Genomic DNA, 16,760 nt, shown 5'->3' on the forward strand with positions numbered 1-16,760 from the left:
CCGGCTAACGGAACCTTGAAGCCGCGCTGGCGTTTCCGTCTGCGGATTGCATCAGTTGTGATGTGCCCGCCGAGGGGATCGCGATGAAGGCCGAACCCACCGCTTTGGGCGCAGGCGTTGCCGAAGCCGAAGAATCGCGAGTGGCGGCGCGTGCCGATACGCGTCTCATGCGCTCGTTGCTCATCGGTATCTTCCTGTTCATGACCGTCTATGCGCTCTATTTCGCGCGCGCTTTTTTCATGCCGGTCATCTTGGCCTTCCTGCTGGCGCTGACGCTGACCCCAATCGTGCGGCTACTGCGCAAGCGCGGCATTCCCGAAGTGGTTTCGGCGACGCTTCTGGTGCTTGTGTCCATCTTCGTCTTCGCAAGCGCCGGCTATGTGCTCAGTGGGCCTGTCATCGATCTCATCAACAACACATCGTCCATCGGCCAGCAGCTGACCGAGCGATTGGCGCAGTTGCGACGGCCGCTCGAGAGGATCATGGACATCGCGCACCAGATCGAGGGGCTGACCGAGACATCGCAGGAACCGGGTGTGCAAAAGGTCGCGGTAGCGCAGTCCGGCTTCTTCTCGTCGGCGGCGAGCAACATCCTGTCGGCTGGGACAAGCCTGACCATCATCTTCGTGCTGTCGCTGTTCCTGCTCGCCTCGGGCACGATGTTCTACGAGAAGATCATCCAGTCCTTCGCCAGCCTCACCGAAAAGAAGCGGGCGCTGCGCGTCGTCTACGACGTCGAGCGGGAAATCTCGCACTATCTGCTCACCGTCACCATCATCAACACCGGCCTCGGCACGGTCATCGGCCTCGGCCTGTGGGCGCTCGGCATGCCCAATCCGTTGGTCTGGGGCGCGGCGGCCGCCCTGCTCAATTTCCTGCCCTATGTCGGGGCCATGATCACGCTTGTCCTGGTCACCGTCATCGCGCTCATCACCTTCGACACGATCGCCTATGCGCTGTTGGCGCCTGCTTTCCTGGTTTTGTGCGACATCATCGAAGGCCAGTTCGTGACGCCGATGGTGGTCGGGCGGCGGCTCGAGATCAACGCCGTGGCGATCTTCATCGCCATCGCATTCTGGTCATGGCTGTGGGGCTTCGTCGGCGCCCTGATGGCGGTGCCGCTGCTGGTCGTCGTCAAGGTGTTCTGCGATCACTTCGAGAGCCTCAGCCATGTCGGCAATTTTCTCGCCGCCCAACACACGGCGGTCGTTGAGGACGAAGCCGACGAGCAGGACGCCGCGGCAGCCGGATAACCGGCGCACGGTTTGCGACGGCGGGATCGAATGCCTATATCCGGCCGATCAGTGCCCGGTGCCCTTCCCGATGAATGACGTTCCCTTCGACCTCGACGCCTATTTCGCCCGGATCGGCCATGCCGGTTCCGGACAAGCTTCGCTCGACACGCTGAAGACGCTCCATTTCCTGCATCCGCAGGCGATCCCGTTCGAGAATATCGATCCGTTTCTGGGACGCCCGGTCGGATTGGATGTCGCCTCGCTGCAGGGCAAGATCGTCCTTGGTGGGCGTGGCGGCTATTGCTTCGAGCACAATCTCGTCTTCATGCACGCGCTGAAGGCGCTCGGCGTCAAGGTCGGCGGCCTTGCCGCGCGTGTGCTTTGGGGTCAGAGCGAGGACGCCATCACGGCGCGTAGCCACATGCTTTTGCGCGTCGAACTTGACGGCCACACCTATATCGCCGACGTCGGATTCGGCGGCCTGACGCTTACGGCGCCGCTGCTGCTGAAGCCCGGCCGGGAACAAAAAACGCCGCACGAGACATTTCGCATCGTCGAGGCCGGCGATCATTTCCGCCTGCAGGCCTTGATCGGCGGCGACTGGCGCTCGCTATATCGCTTCGACCTGCAGCCGCACTATGAGGTCGACTATTCCGTCGCCAATTACTTCCTGTCGAACAACCCGGCATCGCATTTCCTCACTTCCGTCATAGCGGCCCGCGCCGCACCCGACCGGCGCTATGCGCTGCGCGGCGATCGCCTATCGATCCATCACGTCGATGGCCGCACCGAGCAGAAGCAGATCGCCACCGCCGCCGAACTTGCCGACACGCTGGAAGGCCAGCTCGGCATCACCATTCCCGACCGCGAGGCCTTCGAGGCCCAGGTGCGCGAGAAGAAGATCGTGGAGACCAGTATATGACCGAACTGTCCGTTCTCGACCTGTCGCCGATCGTCGAAGGCAGCGATGCCTCGCAATCGCTCGCCAATTCGCTCGATCTCGCCCGCCACGCCGAGCGGCTGGGCTACAAGCGCTACTGGCTGGCCGAACATCACAATATGCCGGGGATCGCCAGTGCGGCCACATCGGTCGTCATCGCCCATGTCGCCGGCGGCACCAAAACCATTCGTGTCGGCGCCGGCGGCATCATGCTGCCCAACCATGCGCCGCTGGTGATCGCCGAGCAATTCGGCACGCTCGCCGCCCTGTTTCCTGGCCGCATCGACCTTGGCCTCGGTCGCGCTCCCGGCACCGACATGAACACGGCGCGCGCGCTGCGCCGCAATCTCGAGGCCGGCGCCGACAATTTCCCGCAGGATGTCGTCGAACTGATGGGCTATTTCCTGCCGGCCGAGGAAGGCCAGCGTCTGCGTGCCGTGCCCGGCGAGGGCCAGACGGTGCCGATCTGGATTCTCGGGTCGAGCCTCTACGGCGCGCAGCTCGCTGCCATGCTCGGCCTGCCCTACGCCTTCGCCTCGCATTTCGCGCCGGCGGAACTCGATCATGCGCTGGACATCTACCGCTCGCGCTTCCAGCCGTCGGAGCAGCTCGAAAAGCCGCATGTCATGCTCGGCCTCAACGTCTTCGCGGCACCCACCGACGCAGAGGCGCGGCTGCTGTTTACCTCGCTGCAGCAGGCCTTTGTCAATCTGCGCACCGGCAGGCCCGGAAAATTGCCGCCCCCGGTCGAGAACTATGACCGGGATCTCGACCCGATGGCCAAGTCCATGCTCAGCCAGGCGCTGTCCTGCGCCGTCGTCGGCTCACCGGAAACAGTCCGGCAAGGCATCGATGCGTTCGTGCGACGCACCGGCGCCGACGAGTTGATGGTCACGGCGCAGATATCGGACCACGCCGCCCGCGTGCGCTCCTTCGAGATTTTGGCCGAGGCGCACGGATCGTTGTCGCAAGCGGCCTGAAACAGGCGGCCTGGAGCTTTTGCCGACGTCGATGCTCTGCTAAGTGCGGGTATCCTTCGCAACTGCGAGCCTTGCCTTGCCCCATGACCTCGATAGACGCGAGCAGTTTGCCATCGACCTGGCGCGGCGGGCCGGCGAACTCGGCCTGAAATATTTCCGCGATCTCGACAGCCTGACCATCGAGAGCAAAGGCCATCAGGACCTTGTCTCGCAGGCCGACCGCGAGGTCGAGCTGTTCATCCGCGCGGCAATCGCCGCCGACTATCCGCAAGACGGCATTATCGGCGAAGAGCACGCCTCGGTCGCCGGCTCGACCGGCCATGCCTGGGTCATAGACCCCATCGACGGCACCGCCAATTTCGTACGCGGCATTCCGGCCTGGTGCGTGGTGATCGCTTGCGCAAGAAATGGCGAGACGATCGTCGGCGTCATCCACGAGCCGTCGACCGGCGAGACCTTCCACGGAAGGCTGGGCGGCGGCGCCTTCGTCAACGGCAGGCCGATCAAAACGAGTGCGGCCACCAGCCTGCAAGAGGGCTCGGTGGGCACCGGCTTCTCAAACCGGGCCGAAGCCGAGAACATCGCCGTGCTGATCAAGAAGATCCTGGCCGAGGGCGGCGTCTTCTTCCGCAACGCGTCAGGCGCGCTGATGCTTGCCTATGTCGCCTCGGGCCGGCTGCTTGGCTATGTGGAGGAACACATGAACCCTTGGGACTGCCTCGCCGGCATGCTGCTGATCGAGGAGGCCGGCGGCACTGTGCTGAAGGCGGATCCGAAGACAGTGCTGCAGAGAGGGACACAGATTATCACCGGCGGCAAAGGCGTCTTTTCGAAGCTGCAGGAACTGTGTTCCGGTGTCTTCACGCCCTGATCAAATCCCGAGAATTGCCCGAAAACCGCTTCACACTTTCGGCATGCTCAGGCGCTCACGCTCTGCACCACTGTCCCCAGCGGGCGGCATGAATTGCGGATCATCAAACGGCCCTTGAGGACGAGCTTGCGTGGCGGCGCGTCCCTGTTGCCGGCGAGACGGTCGAGCAGCAGATTGGCCGCCTGTTCGCCGATCGCCTGCACCGGCTGCGCCACCGTCGTCAGTTGCGGCTGGAACACGTCGGACCAGGGAAAATCGTCGAAGCAGGCTACCGAAATGTCCTCCGGACAGGACAGGCCGATGTCGCGGATCGCCTTCATCGTGCCGATCACCATCGGGTTGTTGGCCGAGAAGATGGCGCTTGGCCGCTCATGCAGCGACAGCAGCTGCATGGTCGCGTTGTAGCCGTCGATCTCGTGGAAATTGCCGGAACGAACCAGTTCCTCGGCCACCGGCAAGCCGGCGGCCTGGAGCGCCTCGCAATATCCGGTCATCCGGTCATGCATGGGTGAAATATCCGAGGTGCCGGTAATGTAGCCAATCCGCCGATGGCCGAGATTGATCAGATAGCTGATGGCGTCGAACACCGCGCGCTGGTTGTCGAGAACCACGGCGTCGGTGTCCACACCCTCGCACAGACGGTCCAGCAACACGACCGGCACATTGGCGTCGACGACGATCCGCTCGAGGATCGCGCCGCCACCGACGCGGGCCACGATAAGCCCGTCGACCATGCGGTCGAGCAGCAGCCTGATCTGGTCGTCCTGGGTGTTCAAATCCTCGTCAGTGCAGCACAGCATGACGGCATAGCCGGCGCGGTCGAAGGCCTGCTGGATCACCGAAACGACGGCGGTGAAGAACGGGTTGGTGATGTGCGGAACGGTCAGGCCGATGGTGCGGGTCGTGCCCATCTTCAGGCTGCGAGCGATGGCGTTGCGCTTGTAGCCGATATCGCGGATTGCCTGTTCGATACGCTGGCTGAGTTCCGGGCTGACGGTCGCCGTACCATTGATCAGCGCCGACACGGTGGCGACCGAGACACGCGCGGCCTCCGCCACGTGAAGCATGGTGGGCGCGGTGGATTTGCGCTGTTTTTTTCGCCCTGACGCTGTCATTTTCGAAACGTTTCGTCACCCCTCTGCCGCCAATACCTACGGAATCCTGTCTTTTTAAGCAAGAATCGAAATGCATCAAACTTCTGGCACCTGATATCGGCTTGACACTATCGAAACGTTTAGATTAGCGTTTGCCTGGAGTTGACGACGACGGAAGGGAGGCCGCCATTGTCATGCAAGAGAGCAGTTCCCCTTCTTCGACGCGCAATGCGGCATCGGATCGGCCGGACATCGTTCTGAGCGCCGAGCACATTTCCAAGAGCTTTGGCGGCATCGCCGCGCTCGTCGATGTCGGCTTCGAACTGCGACGCGGCGAGGTCCATGCCCTGATGGGCGAGAACGGCGCCGGCAAATCGACGCTGATGAAGATCCTCTCCGGCGTCTATACCGGCTATGAAGGCACGGTCCGCGTCGATGGCCGGCCGGTCGGCTTCGCCGGCGTGCGCGACGCCGAGGATGCCGGCATCGCCATCATCCACCAGGAACTCAACCTGGTGCCGGAGCTCAGCGTCGCCGACAACATCTTTCTTGGCCGTGAAAAGCTGATCGCCGGGCTGATCGTCGACCGCAAGGCGAGCAGCCGCGCGGCAAGCGCCCTCCTGCAGCGGCTCGGCATCGAACTCGATCCGGACGCTCGCGTCGGTGCCTTGCGTGTCGGCGAACAGCAACTGGTCGAGATCGCCAAGGCGCTGTCGATGTCGGCGCGCATCCTGATCATGGACGAGCCGACCTCGGCCCTGTCGCCGGCCGAATGCCAGCGGTTGTTCCGCATCATCGGCCAGCTTGCCGATAGCGGCGTCGCCATCGTCTACATTTCGCACCGCATCGACGAGGTGATGCATCTGGCCGGTCGCGTCACCGTCTTCCGTGACGGACGCCATGTGCTGACGCGGCCGATGGCCGAACTCGACGAAAACGCCATCATTTCGGCGATGGTCGGACGGGACCTGCTCGCATCCTCCCAAGGTGAGCGGGATCCCGGCGGCAGGACCGTGCTTTCGGTCAGCGACCTGTCGCTGTCGAAGCCCGACCGCCAGGGCTGGCGGCAGGTGGTCGGCGGCGTCAGCTTCGATCTGGCCGCCGGAGAAATCCTCGGCATTGGCGGGTTGCTGGGCTCAGGCCGCACCGAGATCATGGAAGCGATCTTCGGCTCGAGCGATGGCCGTGCCGGCGGCGAGATCCGGCTCGACGGCCAGCCAGTGGATATCCGCTCGCCGCGCGATGCAAGACGCCTCGGCATCGCGCTGGTGACCGAGGACCGCAAGACGCAGGGCCTGCACCTGCAGGCCTCGATATCGGACAATGTGGCGCTGCCGCTGGTCGGCGCGCTGGCGCGCTTCGGCATCCGCTCGCTGGCCGGCGAGCAGGGGCTGGCGCGGCAGGCGGTCAAGGCGCTCGGCATCCGCTGCCGGGACATCGACCAGCCTGCCGGCACGCTGTCGGGCGGCAACCAGCAGAAGGTCGTCATCGGCAAGTGGCTGGCGACCAGGCCCAGGGTGCTGTTGCTCGACGAGCCGACGCGCGGCATCGATGTCGGCGCCAAGCGCGAAATCTACGACCTTATCTTCCGGCTGGCGCGCGATGGCCTGGCCATCGCCGTCATCAGCTCCGAGCTGCCGGAATTGCTGCATCTTTCCGACCGCATCCTGGTGATGGCCGACGGCCGCCAGACAGGCATCCTTTCGCGCGGCGCGGCGAGCGAGGAGGCGATCATGCGCCTCGCGGCACCGCGCCGGACCCTATCGAGACCCGCCGCATGACCGCACTGAAACTCCTGTCCCGCACCAAGCTCTACTGGGGCCTGATCGCCATCTTCCTGATCGGCGTGCTGGGTTCGCCGGTGAGTTCCAAGGGCAACAACATCTTTCTGTCCTACGGCAATCTGCTCGACGTGCTGCGCCAGGTGTCGACCACCGGGCTGATCGCCACCGGCATGACCGCGGTGATCATCACCGGCGGCATCGACCTTTCCGTCGGTTCGCTGATGGCCATCTGCTCGGTGGTGTGCGCCATGCTGCTGACGGTTCCGGGCGTGACGCCCGGTGTCGTGCTGGGCGTGCCGACCGTCGCGCTGGTCGCGCTGTGCCTCGGCTTCGTCGTCACGCGCTTCATCTTCCTCAATGTGGAGAAGTCCCGCGCCGGCGCGGATGCCGCCGTTCGCGATGTCAGGCTGGACACCGTTCGCGGGCTGGTCACGCCGGCAACCGTCGGCGTCGTCCTGTGCTGTCTTTCGCTGTGGTACCTGTTGCCGCAGATCGAGCCCAAATTCGGCGTTCTCGGCGTGCTGCTGGTGGCGCCCTGCGTCGGCCTGCTGTTCGGCGCCATCAACGGTTTCATCATCGTTGGCGGGCGGCTGCAGCCGTTCATCGTCACGCTGGCGATGATGGTGACGGCGCTCGGCATCGCCCGGCTCACCGCCGGCCAGAACAATGCCGTGCTGCCGGTCTATACCGGTTCCAACGCAACCGCCGATTTCGAGCTGCTGCGCTCGCTGGTGTTCGGCGTCATCCCGATGCCCGGCCTGTTCTTCCTCGGCGCCATTGTCATCTATGGCGCGGTGCTGCGCTTCACGCCCTTCGGCCGCTATGTCTATGCGATCGGCGGCAACGAGGAGGCGGCCAGGCTCTCCGGCATCGCCGCCGGCCGCGTCAAGATCGCCACCTATGCCATATCAGGCCTGCTCGCCGGAATCGCCGCGGTGCTCTACGTGGCGCAGTACCGGCAAGGCAAGCCGGATGCCGGCGCCGGGCTGGAACTCGACGCCATCGCGGCCGTGGTCATCGGAGGCACCAGCCTGATGGGCGGACGCGGCAGCCTGACAGGCACCTTCTGCGGCGTGCTGATCTTCGGGCTGCTGTCCAACATATTGCAGCTCCACAACATCAATTCGAACCTTCAGCTGGTGCTGAAGGGGATGATCATCATCGGCACCGTGCTCGTGCAGGAGCGCAATGCCGGCGATCTCATGGCCTATCTGCGCCTGCCCGGGGCGGCGCACAAGGAAACGGCCGCCGCAAAACGGCCGTCGCAAGAGACACCGTCTCTCAATCTCGGAGGAAACAAGAAATGAAACGACGTGACATGCTGAAGCTTGCCGCACTCGGCGCGGCATTGCTGACCACCACGGCACTGCTCTCCACCGGCCATGCTTTCGCCCAGGACAAGAAGTGGAAGATCGGCTTCTCGCAGGTGACCACCATCGAGCCCTGGCGCGCCCAGTTCAACAAGGACATCATTGCCGAGGCCGCCAAGCATCCGGAGGTCGAGCTGATCATCACCGACGGCGAGGACAAGACGGAGAAACAGGTCGCCGACGTCGAGAACCTGATCCGCCAGGAAGTCGACGCGCTGCTGGTCTCGCCGAAAGAATCCGCCGGCCTGACCGGCGTCGTGCAGCAGGCGATCGACGCCAAGATCCCGGTCTTCGTGCTCGACCGCAATGTCGACACCAAGGACTACACGCAGTTCGTCGGCGGCGACAACAAGCTGATCGGCCGCGCGGCCGGCGAATACGCCGTCGAACTGCTCGGCGGCAAGGGCAAGGCAGCGGGCAATGTCGTCGAGATCTGGGGCGGCATGGGCACCCAGCCGGCGCATGACCGCCATGACGGCTTCCATGAATTCACCGACAAGGAACCGGGCATCAAATATTTGCTCGACCAGCAGTCGGGCGACTGGAAGCAGGACCAAGCCTACAATCTGATGGCCAACGCGCTGAAGACCAACGAGAAGATCGATCTCGTCTACGGCCACAACGACCCGATGGCCTACGGTGCCTATCTGGCCGCCAAGGATGTCGGCCGCGAGAAGGACATCAAGTTCATCGGCATCGACGGCCTGCCCAACGAAGGCGTGCAGATGGTGAACAAGGGCGAGCTGACGGCGACCTTCACCTATGTGACCCCAGGCGCGGAAGGCTTGCGCCAGGCGATCAAGTTCCTCAACGGCGAGAAGGTGGAAAAGACCATCACCTTGCCGACGCAGAAGATCACCAAGGAAAACGCCGCCCAGGTGCTGAAGGACAACGGCCTGTGAGTTTTCGCCGGAGATAAGCGCCGGCCCAAGGTCCAGGTTCTTCGTCCGAGGGACAGCTTGGCACTTTCCTCTCCCCCGTCGATCGGGGGAGAGGTGTCGAGCGCAGCTCGACGGAGTGGGGGTCGACCCTTGGCGCGTGCAGGAAGATTCTTGCGCCCTGGTACTCTTTCAATATCCGTCGGCGGCGGTTGCCAAGTGGTTCCGCCATTCCGTCGCTGCTTTGCAGCGCCACCTCTCCTCCCTCCGGAGGGAGAGGAAGGACCTCGCCGCGCTCTACGCCAGCTTCGCCAGCAGCTTCATGAAGGTGGCGATTTCCTTGTTCGTGAGCGGCGCCAGCGTTTCCTGTGTGATTTCCCGGGCAAGCGGGATCAGCCGCTCGATCGCGTCGCGACCCTCGGCCGTCAGATTGACCAGCAGCCGCCTTTTGTCGACCTCATGCCGGGACAGCTCGACCAGGCCACGCGCCTTCAGCCGGTCGATGACGCCCTTCACCGTCGCGGCATCCATGGCGATCAACGTGCCAAGCTGGTTCTGCGAGGTCTCGCCGACATCGCGCAGCTTGGCCAGTGCGGCGAATTGCGGCGGCGTCAGATCGGCGATACGGGCGGCGAAGATCGAGACATGGCGCTGGTGCGCCTTGCGCAGGATGAAGCCGACCTGTTCCTGCAGGAGGTAGTCGTGATCGTCGGCCTCTTCGGTCTCGACCAGCTTGAGCAGGTTGTCCTCGCCGCTCACCGCAGCCCGTCCCAGGCTTTTATGTCATCCGCAGCGAGGCCACCCATGCGGTTGTGGATGCGCGGGCCACAGGTCATGGCGAGGCAGAACAGGATCTCGTCAGGACGCGGGCCGTCGCTGATGCCGACCTCCATGGCGTCGAAATGGCTGCGCACATAGGCGGCGTTGATGTGGCCGAGCGGTACGTCGAGCTTTGATCCGAAAGCGCCGACCTTCTTGGCCGAAGGCACGATCGCCTTGGCATCGCCCAGCCGCTCGCGCATCGCGTAACCGCCGGGTACATGCCACAGCGCGCCGTGTTCCAGCTCGCCGGAGCTGCCGACAATGGCGCCCTTGCCGTAGCCGTCGATCTGTTTCACGTCGCCGCCGAGCGCCGCGATCAGCCGGTCGGCAAGCAGCAGGCCGAGCGGCTTCAGATCGTCCATGGCGCTCTGCAGCTCCTCGACATAGCGCCCGACGAAAGGGTTCTTGACCACCGCCATGGCGGCGGCACGCCGGCGCGGCACCGCCGCGACCGGTCCGCCGTCGTGAAAAATCTCTTCGCTCAGCACCGCGATCTTGCGGATCGGAAACTCAGGCATGGGCAACTTCCTCCGGTTCATGCTTGTTGGGCGGGCCGAGTGCAACGGAGCCACTGATGCGGGCCTCCCCGCCGAGAAACAGCGCCGATGCGGCAATCAGGCCGCGCCGGCGAAAATCTTCGGCGACGGCGAGGCCATTGTCCAGCGCCCGCGCCACCTCGCCAGAGGCAAGCGTGCCGACGCCTTGTGTCACCAGCCGTGCGCCAAGATCGCTGTCGGGCGACAGGTCGCTTGCGGGAGTGCGCCTGATGGCGGGATTGCCGGGCAGGTCGACGGCGTTGGCGATAAGCGTCGCCGCCGCATCTGCCTCGGCGCCGGTGCGCGCGAGCACGGTGACGGCATCGGCAATGCCAAGCGAGAAGGAGCGGCCACGCCAGCCGCTGGTTGCGACACCACGCACCCCATCTTGCGCGCGGATCGTGATCCGGTCGGCCATGCCGTTGCCGGTGCCGGCGACCACCAAGCCAATCGACGTGGCCTTGTCGAGATGGAGGGCACTGTCGCCGCCATTGTTGACATAGGCGCGGTCGAGCTTGCGGCCGGCAAGCAACGCGGCAAGCATTTCGTCGGCTACCGATCCGGCGACGGCGGCCATCGGCGTGATGAAGCATTCCGCCAGGGGCATGACGGCTGCTTCCATGCGGCGCGCCGTCGGGCCGGTGAAGGTTCGCGGCGCCAAGAAAAATGCCGGGAGGCGCAGTTCGGGAAGCTCCTCGACCAACTCGATCAGGATCGTCTGGAAGCGCGCGACGGCTTGGGCATAGGCGGCGCGACACTCGTCAGCCTCGCCAAAGGCCTCGACGATCAGGTCGATCGGCCCATGGTTGAGATGCAGCCGCTTGCCATCCTGCAGCCAATGCGCTTGCGGGCCCTCCATCAGCCGGCCCCATCCGAGCCCGCGCGGCGCAACTGCGCCAGCGGCGGCCATGGATTGCTGGCCAGGGCACCCGTGCCGCGCCGGGGATTGAGGTACTCCCCGCCCTTGGCGACAATATCCGCGACGCTGCGGATTTCGGCCTCGTAGCCGCCAAGCCTGACATAGTCGTCGCGGCGCAGCGTGAACTCGATCGGCGCCACGAGCGCCGGCGTCGGCACGTAGCCGAAGGCGCCTGGCGGAACCCTGGTGACATCGACCATCAGCGTGATGCCGCCACCCGGCCAGACATAGACCGGCGCGCCGCCGACGGTGACGTAGGTTTTCAGGCCTTGCACGGAACGGGTGAGATTGACCGGGTTTTCGGTGACGCCGGCACGCAGTGACCCGCCGGCGCCGCCGATGAACAGCACGGTGCACAAAGCCGGCTCGCAATTGTCCTCGATCAGGTTGACCGATTTTTGCAGCCGCTCCGGAAACGGTTTTTCGACCGGTTTCAAGTCGTCGTCGAGCTCGTAATAGGCGAACTGCTCGCCGGTGGTCGAAACCATCAGCAGCGACAGGCCCGGCCGCGCGCCCTTCTTGGCGTTCCATTCGCCGAGGATCGACAGCGGATCTGAAATGCTGGTGCCCCCCCAGCCGAGGCCGGGCTCGGAGACCTTGAAATAGCGGCCCGGCGTCGAGCGGCGGCCGACGATCTTGATACCGGTATCCTGCCAGCCCAGCACCTTGCCGGCCTGGTGTTCGGAAACGACGCCGGTAATGTGGTCGTCGACCACCACCACCTCGTCGACCAGCCCGCGCCATTGCGTGGCGAACATGCCGATGGTGGCCGAGCCGCAGCCGACGCGCATGCGATGTTCCTGCTTGCCGTCGATGACGGGTGGTTTGCCGGCTTCGACAATGACCGTGGCGCCGCCGTCGATGGTGAGTTCCACCGGTTTGCGGTTGCACAGGTTGAGCAGCGCGTCGCAGGTGGCGCGGCCTTCCGCCTTGGAGCCGCCGGTCAGATGATGCACGCCGCCCAGCGACAGCATCTGCGAGCCATATTCTCCCGTCGTGACATGGCCGATGGCTTCGCCCTCAGCCCGCACAACAGCTGTTTCGGGTCCGATATGACGGTCGGTATCGATCTTCACCTTGACGCCGCAATAGGAGAAGATGCCTTCGGTCACCACGGTGACGAGATCGACGCCTTCCACTTCCTGGCTGACGATGAAGGGAGCGGGCTTGTAGTCGGGATAGGTTGTGCCGGCGCCGATTGCGGTGACGAAGCGGCGGCCGGTGTTGATGAGTTCGCCATCCCACTGCTCGCCCTCGGCGACAAAGGGCACCATGGCGGCCCCGGTCTCGGCCGCATGGTCGAGGATGGTCAGCGGGTCCATGCGCACGATGCGGCCCGCGATATTGCCATAGCGGTCGCAGGCGCCGGTGCGTCCGTCAGCGATGTAGCACATGACGGGACAGGCGTCGCAGCGGATCTTTTCCGCCACCAGCTTCTCGCCGGGATCATGGGTTTCGAAACGCTCGGCAAGCTCGCTCATGCGCGTGCCTCCTTCTCGCGGATGGCCGCCAGGATGCGGCTTGGCGTTGCCGGCACTTTGGTGACCAGCACGCCGGTGGCGTGACGAATGGCATTGAGGATCGCCGGCGCCGTCGGGATCAGCACGTGCTCGCCCAGGCCCTTGGCGCCGAACGGCCCTTCGGGATCGGGCACCTCGACAAGGATGGTCTCGATCGGCGGCACGTCGCCGATGGTCGGGATGAGATAGTCATGCAAATTCTCGGTGCGGCCGGGGATGTATTCTTCCATCAGCGCCATGCCGATGCCCTGAGCTATACCGCCCTCGATCTGGCCCTCGACCAGCAGCGGGTTGATCGCCTTGCCGACGTCATGCGCGGCGATGATCCTGATCAGCCTGACCGTGCCAAGCCTGAGGTCGACCTCAAGTTCGGCGATCTGCGCGCCATAGCCATAGACGGCATAGGGTTTGCCCTGGCCCTTGGCATCGAGCGGCAGCGTTGGCGGGTCGTAGGTCTCCTCGGCACGGAAGACGAAGCCGTCCGTATCCACGCCGAGCGCGGCAAGATCGATGCTTCGTGTCGCCTCGCCTTCGCGGATGACGATCGCCGGGCCATCCAGTTCAAGCGAAGCCTTGTCCGAGACATTGGCAAAGCGCAGGATCTTCTCGCGCAGGGCGCGTCCCGCCTTCTCGGCCGCCTTGCCGGTGACGAAGGTCTGGCGCGAGGCCGAGGTCTTCCCTGCGTCGGGACTGATCGCCGTATCGGCGCTCTTCAGCCGGAATTTTTCCAGCGGCAGGCCGAGCGCGTCGGCGCAGATCTGCGTGATGACGGTGTTGGACCCTTGGCCGATATCGACCGCGCCCTGATGCAGGATAACCGCGCCGTCAGCCGCGATGCCGACCCGGATGGTCGACGGATTGGGCAGCGAGGTGTTGCCGCAGCCATACCAGCACGAAGCGATGCCGACGCCGCGTTTCCTGTCCAGGTTGGCGCTGTTGAAAGCGTCGGCATCGGCTGTCGCCCGCGCCCAATGCGGCCGCAACGCTTCGAGGCATTCGGCGATGCCGACTCCGGACTCCAGGACCTGCCCGGTAACCGTTTCGGATCCGTTCCGAAGGCAGTTCTTCAGCCGGAAATCGAGCCGATCGATACCGAATTTGCCGGCGAGCTCGTCATAGAGCGTCTCTTGCATGATCGTGGCCTGCGGCACGCCGAAGCCACGGAAGGCACCGGCAATCGGCCCATTTGTGTGGATGGCGCGGCCCTCGGCGCGGTAATTCGGCGTGAAATAAGGACCGGAGGCATGCACCGGCACGCGGTTGGCGACCGTCGGCCCCCAGCTCGCATAGGCGCCGGTGTTGAAATCGCCTTCGAAGATCATACCGGTGACATGGCCCTCGGCATCCGCGCCGACGGAGGCCTTCATCCGCGCCGGATGGCGCTTGGTGGTCGACATCATGGATTCGTTGCGGGTGTAGGCGAGGGCCGCGGGCCGCCCGGTCTTCAGCGCGACAAGGCCGATCAGCGGCTGCAGGGAAACGTCGAGCTTGGAGCCAAAGCCACCGCCGGTCGCGGTCGGCACGATGCGCACCTTGTCGACGGCAAGGCCGAGCACTTTCGCCGTGTCGTCACGATCCATGTAAGGCGCCTGCGTACAGGCGACGACGACGAGCGTGTCGCCGTCGAGATATGCATAGCCGGCTTCCGGCTCGATATAGGCGTGCTCGACATAGGAGGTGTCGATCGTATCGCTCGCGATGAACGCCGCATCGGCAAGTGCCGACTCGGGATCACCACGTTCGACGAAGCCCTTGGTCAGCAAATTGGCCGGGCGGTTTTCATGGATCAGCGCCGCACCTTCGGCCTGCGCATCACCGGGCTGGAGAACATGCGGCAGTTCGATCCAGCGGACAGGGAAATCCGACAGATCGAGATCAAGGATCGCCTCGCGTTCGCCGGCGACCAGCGCGACAGCCTCGCCGCGAAGCCGGGCAAAGCCCTCGGCCAACGCCGGCTGGTCGGCGAACGGGCCGATAACGCCGAAACAGTTTTTTCCCGGGATATCGGCTGCCGTGAAAACACCCTTGATACCGGGATGGCTGCTTGCCCAGCCATCGATGTCGCCGAAGGCGAAGCCGGCATGATGATGCGGCGAGCGGATCACCAGCACCGCAAGCGCGTCGGCCGGAAAGGAATCGCCGCCGAATTTCTCGGCACCGGTCACCTTTGGCACACCGTCGAGCCTGACCGGCGACGCGCCGATGGCCTGGCCGGACCGAGGCAGACGGAAGTCCAGGCTCGCGGTCTGGAGGGAAGCCTCCATCACCGCGGTGATGATCTTGCGGTAGCCGGTGCAGCGGCAGAGGATGCCGCCCAACGCATCCTGTACCTCGGTCTCGGTCGGCCTGGGTTTCGTGTCCAGCAGCGCTGAAGCCGCGACCAGCAGCGCCGGCGTGCAGATGCCGCATTGCGCGGCGCCATGCGCCAGAAACGAGGCTTGCAGCGCCGACAGGCGCCCATTGGCGAGGCCCTCGACCGTCGTCACCATAGTGCCGGAAGCGGAGGCCGCCGACATCAGGCAGGCGCAGACGGGAGCGCCGTCGACCAGCACCGTGCAGGCGCCGCAGTCGCCGGCGTCGCAGCCGACCTTTGTTCCGGTCAGCCGCAATTCGTCACGCAGCACCGAGGACAGCCGGCGCAGCGGTGGCACGTTGACCGAGACGGCGGCGCCATTGACCGCGAAGGCGATATCGGCGCGTTCCATGCTCATGCGGCCACCTTGTCGTCCGTGGGCTTGCCCGCGGCCTCAAGCGCGGCGCGCGCAACGATCTCGCGCACCGCGTCGAGCCTGTATTCGGCGCTGCCGCGCACGTCGGCGATCGGCTGCAGCTCAGCCATCGGCGCAGACCTGACCGCGGCAACAAGCCCGGCGTCCAGGGGAAGCCCGCGCAGCGCCGCCTCGACACCGGCAAGCCGCCTCGCCACGGCGGAACACGAGCCGACGGCGACGGCCGCCTGCGCGACGGTGCCATTCTCGGCAACCAGACGCACCGCCACCATGGCAATGGAAATAACGAGATAGCGCCGCGCCCCGAGCTTGACGAAGGCCGATGTGCCGGCGGGCTTCGGCACGTGGATGGCCGTCAGCATCTCGCCAGGCCGCAAGGCCGTACGGCGATTGCCGAGGATGAACGCCGACAAGGGCAGACGGCGCGTCGCCGCCGCCGAGCGCAGCTCGACCTCGGCATCAAGGACCAGCAGCCCCGGCACACCGTCGGCGGCCGGCGAGGCGTTGCAGAGATTGCCGGCGACCGAGGCGACGTTCTGGATTTGTGGTGAACCCACTTCCCGCGCGGCCTGTTTCAGCGCCTCGAAGGCCGGTGGCAAGGGATGGCGGATGATGTCGGTCCATGTCGTGCGCGCGCCGATGATCCAGTGGCTGCCGGTCTCGGCGATGCCGCGCAGCGCTGTCAGGCCGTTGATGTCGAGGACATTGTCACGAAATGGTTTGCTGCCCTGCACCGGATAGAAATCCGTACCGCCCGCAAGGATACGCCAGACGCCCCCGCCAAGCAGCGCGAGCGCTTCGTCGACCGTGGTGGGTTTCGCGTAACGGATCACGCTTTCCTTCCGAATAAGGTGGGCCTTCCCAATAAAATGGGCTTTGCCCGAACTGGCCCTCCCGAGGCGCTTGCCCAAGGAAGTCTTTACCGGCCTCGACCGGTAAATTCATTCGTATGCAAATGATATCAAGACGGCGGAAATTGTCAAAGCCAGAGTTTGCGCCGGCATACGTCCGGCTGGCATCGCCACGCATTTGTTATGCCGCTGGAGGTTGACGCGGACCGCCATCTGGTCAAGTTTCTCCTC

General features: G+C 64.9%; 14 protein-coding genes. 7 read left to right on the forward strand and 7 right to left on the reverse strand.

The genetic code is table 11. The annotated features are described in order from the left end of the window. Nucleotides 1-83 precede the first annotated feature (83 nt). The 4 genes from FJ527_RS24115 to FJ527_RS24130 all read left to right on the forward strand — a co-directional run bounded on the left by FJ527_RS24115 (nucleotide 84) and on the right by FJ527_RS24130 (nucleotide 4,026). Nucleotides 84-1,253 (forward strand): AI-2E family transporter, encoded by a 1,170-nt coding sequence (locus FJ527_RS24115; RefSeq protein ID WP_015314446.1) that lies wholly within the window; start codon nucleotides 84-86, stop codon nucleotides 1,251-1,253. A 70-nt stretch (nucleotides 1,254-1,323) separates the two neighbouring features. Further along, on the forward strand, nucleotides 1,324-2,157 hold the full coding sequence (locus FJ527_RS24120; protein ID WP_140824205.1) for an arylamine N-acetyltransferase: 834 nt from the start codon (nucleotides 1,324-1,326) through the stop codon (nucleotides 2,155-2,157). Beyond that, nucleotides 2,154-3,155 carry an LLM class flavin-dependent oxidoreductase gene (locus tag FJ527_RS24125; protein ID WP_140824206.1) on the forward strand — a complete coding sequence of 334 codons (1,002 nt, stop codon included), beginning with the start codon at nucleotides 2,154-2,156 and terminating at the stop codon, nucleotides 3,153-3,155. The genes FJ527_RS24120 and FJ527_RS24125 overlap by 4 nt, the downstream gene beginning before the upstream one ends. Before the next feature lie 76 nt (nucleotides 3,156-3,231). Beyond that, nucleotides 3,232-4,026: an inositol monophosphatase family protein gene (locus FJ527_RS24130; protein WP_140824207.1), complete on the forward strand. Its 795-nt coding sequence runs from the start codon at nucleotides 3,232-3,234 to the stop codon at nucleotides 4,024-4,026. 47 nt (nucleotides 4,027-4,073) lie between these two features. On the opposite strand, the gene FJ527_RS24135 is transcribed toward FJ527_RS24130, so the two are convergent. Then, complete coding sequence (locus FJ527_RS24135) at nucleotides 4,074-5,093, reverse strand: LacI family DNA-binding transcriptional regulator (RefSeq protein ID WP_015314450.1); 1,020 nt, start codon at nucleotides 5,091-5,093, stop codon at nucleotides 4,074-4,076. Between the two features lie 221 nt (nucleotides 5,094-5,314). Between FJ527_RS24135 and FJ527_RS24140 the strand changes: the two genes are divergently transcribed. From FJ527_RS24140 to FJ527_RS24150, 3 genes are read left to right on the forward strand one after another with little or no spacing between them, the layout of a single operon-like run. After that, nucleotides 5,315-6,901 (forward strand): sugar ABC transporter ATP-binding protein, encoded by a 1,587-nt coding sequence (locus FJ527_RS24140; RefSeq protein ID WP_140824208.1) that lies wholly within the window; start codon nucleotides 5,315-5,317, stop codon nucleotides 6,899-6,901. Beyond that, on the forward strand, nucleotides 6,898-8,211 hold the full coding sequence (locus FJ527_RS24145) for an ABC transporter permease (protein WP_140660159.1): 1,314 nt from the start codon (nucleotides 6,898-6,900) through the stop codon (nucleotides 8,209-8,211). Before FJ527_RS24140 ends, FJ527_RS24145 begins: the two co-directional genes overlap by 4 nt. Further along, nucleotides 8,208-9,176, forward strand: a complete 969-nt coding sequence (locus tag FJ527_RS24150) for a substrate-binding domain-containing protein (protein WP_015314453.1) — start codon at nucleotides 8,208-8,210, stop codon at nucleotides 9,174-9,176. Before FJ527_RS24145 ends, FJ527_RS24150 begins: the two co-directional genes overlap by 4 nt. A gap of 273 nt (nucleotides 9,177-9,449) precedes the next feature. On the opposite strand, the gene FJ527_RS24155 is transcribed toward FJ527_RS24150, so the two are convergent. From FJ527_RS24155 to FJ527_RS24180, 6 genes are read right to left on the reverse strand one after another with little or no spacing between them, the layout of a single operon-like run. Continuing rightward, a complete protein-coding gene (locus FJ527_RS24155) occupies nucleotides 9,450-9,911 on the reverse strand; it encodes a MarR family transcriptional regulator (RefSeq protein ID WP_140660160.1) in 462 nt (153 codons plus the stop codon). Further along, complete coding sequence (locus FJ527_RS24160) at nucleotides 9,908-10,492, reverse strand: amino acid synthesis family protein (RefSeq protein ID WP_140824209.1); 585 nt, start codon at nucleotides 10,490-10,492, stop codon at nucleotides 9,908-9,910. The genes FJ527_RS24155 and FJ527_RS24160 overlap by 4 nt, the downstream gene beginning before the upstream one ends. Continuing rightward, nucleotides 10,485-11,369 (reverse strand): UPF0280 family protein, encoded by an 885-nt coding sequence (locus tag FJ527_RS24165; protein ID WP_140711733.1) that lies wholly within the window; start codon nucleotides 11,367-11,369, stop codon nucleotides 10,485-10,487. Before FJ527_RS24165 ends, FJ527_RS24160 begins: the two co-directional genes overlap by 8 nt. After that, nucleotides 11,369-12,910 (reverse strand): 6-hydroxynicotinate reductase, encoded by a 1,542-nt coding sequence (locus tag FJ527_RS24170; protein WP_140824210.1) that lies wholly within the window; start codon nucleotides 12,908-12,910, stop codon nucleotides 11,369-11,371. Before FJ527_RS24170 ends, FJ527_RS24165 begins: the two co-directional genes overlap by 1 nt. Further along, the gene (locus FJ527_RS24175) at nucleotides 12,907-15,660 is read right to left on the reverse strand and encodes a molybdopterin-dependent oxidoreductase (RefSeq protein ID WP_140824211.1); all 2,754 of its coding nucleotides are present in this window, start codon (nucleotides 15,658-15,660) and stop codon (nucleotides 12,907-12,909) included. Before FJ527_RS24175 ends, FJ527_RS24170 begins: the two co-directional genes overlap by 4 nt. Continuing rightward, a complete protein-coding gene (locus FJ527_RS24180; protein ID WP_140615445.1) occupies nucleotides 15,657-16,511 on the reverse strand; it encodes a xanthine dehydrogenase family protein subunit M in 855 nt (284 codons plus the stop codon). The genes FJ527_RS24175 and FJ527_RS24180 overlap by 4 nt, the downstream gene beginning before the upstream one ends. Between the last annotated feature and the right edge of the window lie 249 nt (nucleotides 16,512-16,760).

This window comes from Mesorhizobium sp. B2-4-18 (assembly GCF_006441385.1).
Classification (GTDB): Bacteria; Pseudomonadota; Alphaproteobacteria; order Rhizobiales; family Rhizobiaceae; genus Mesorhizobium; species Mesorhizobium australicum.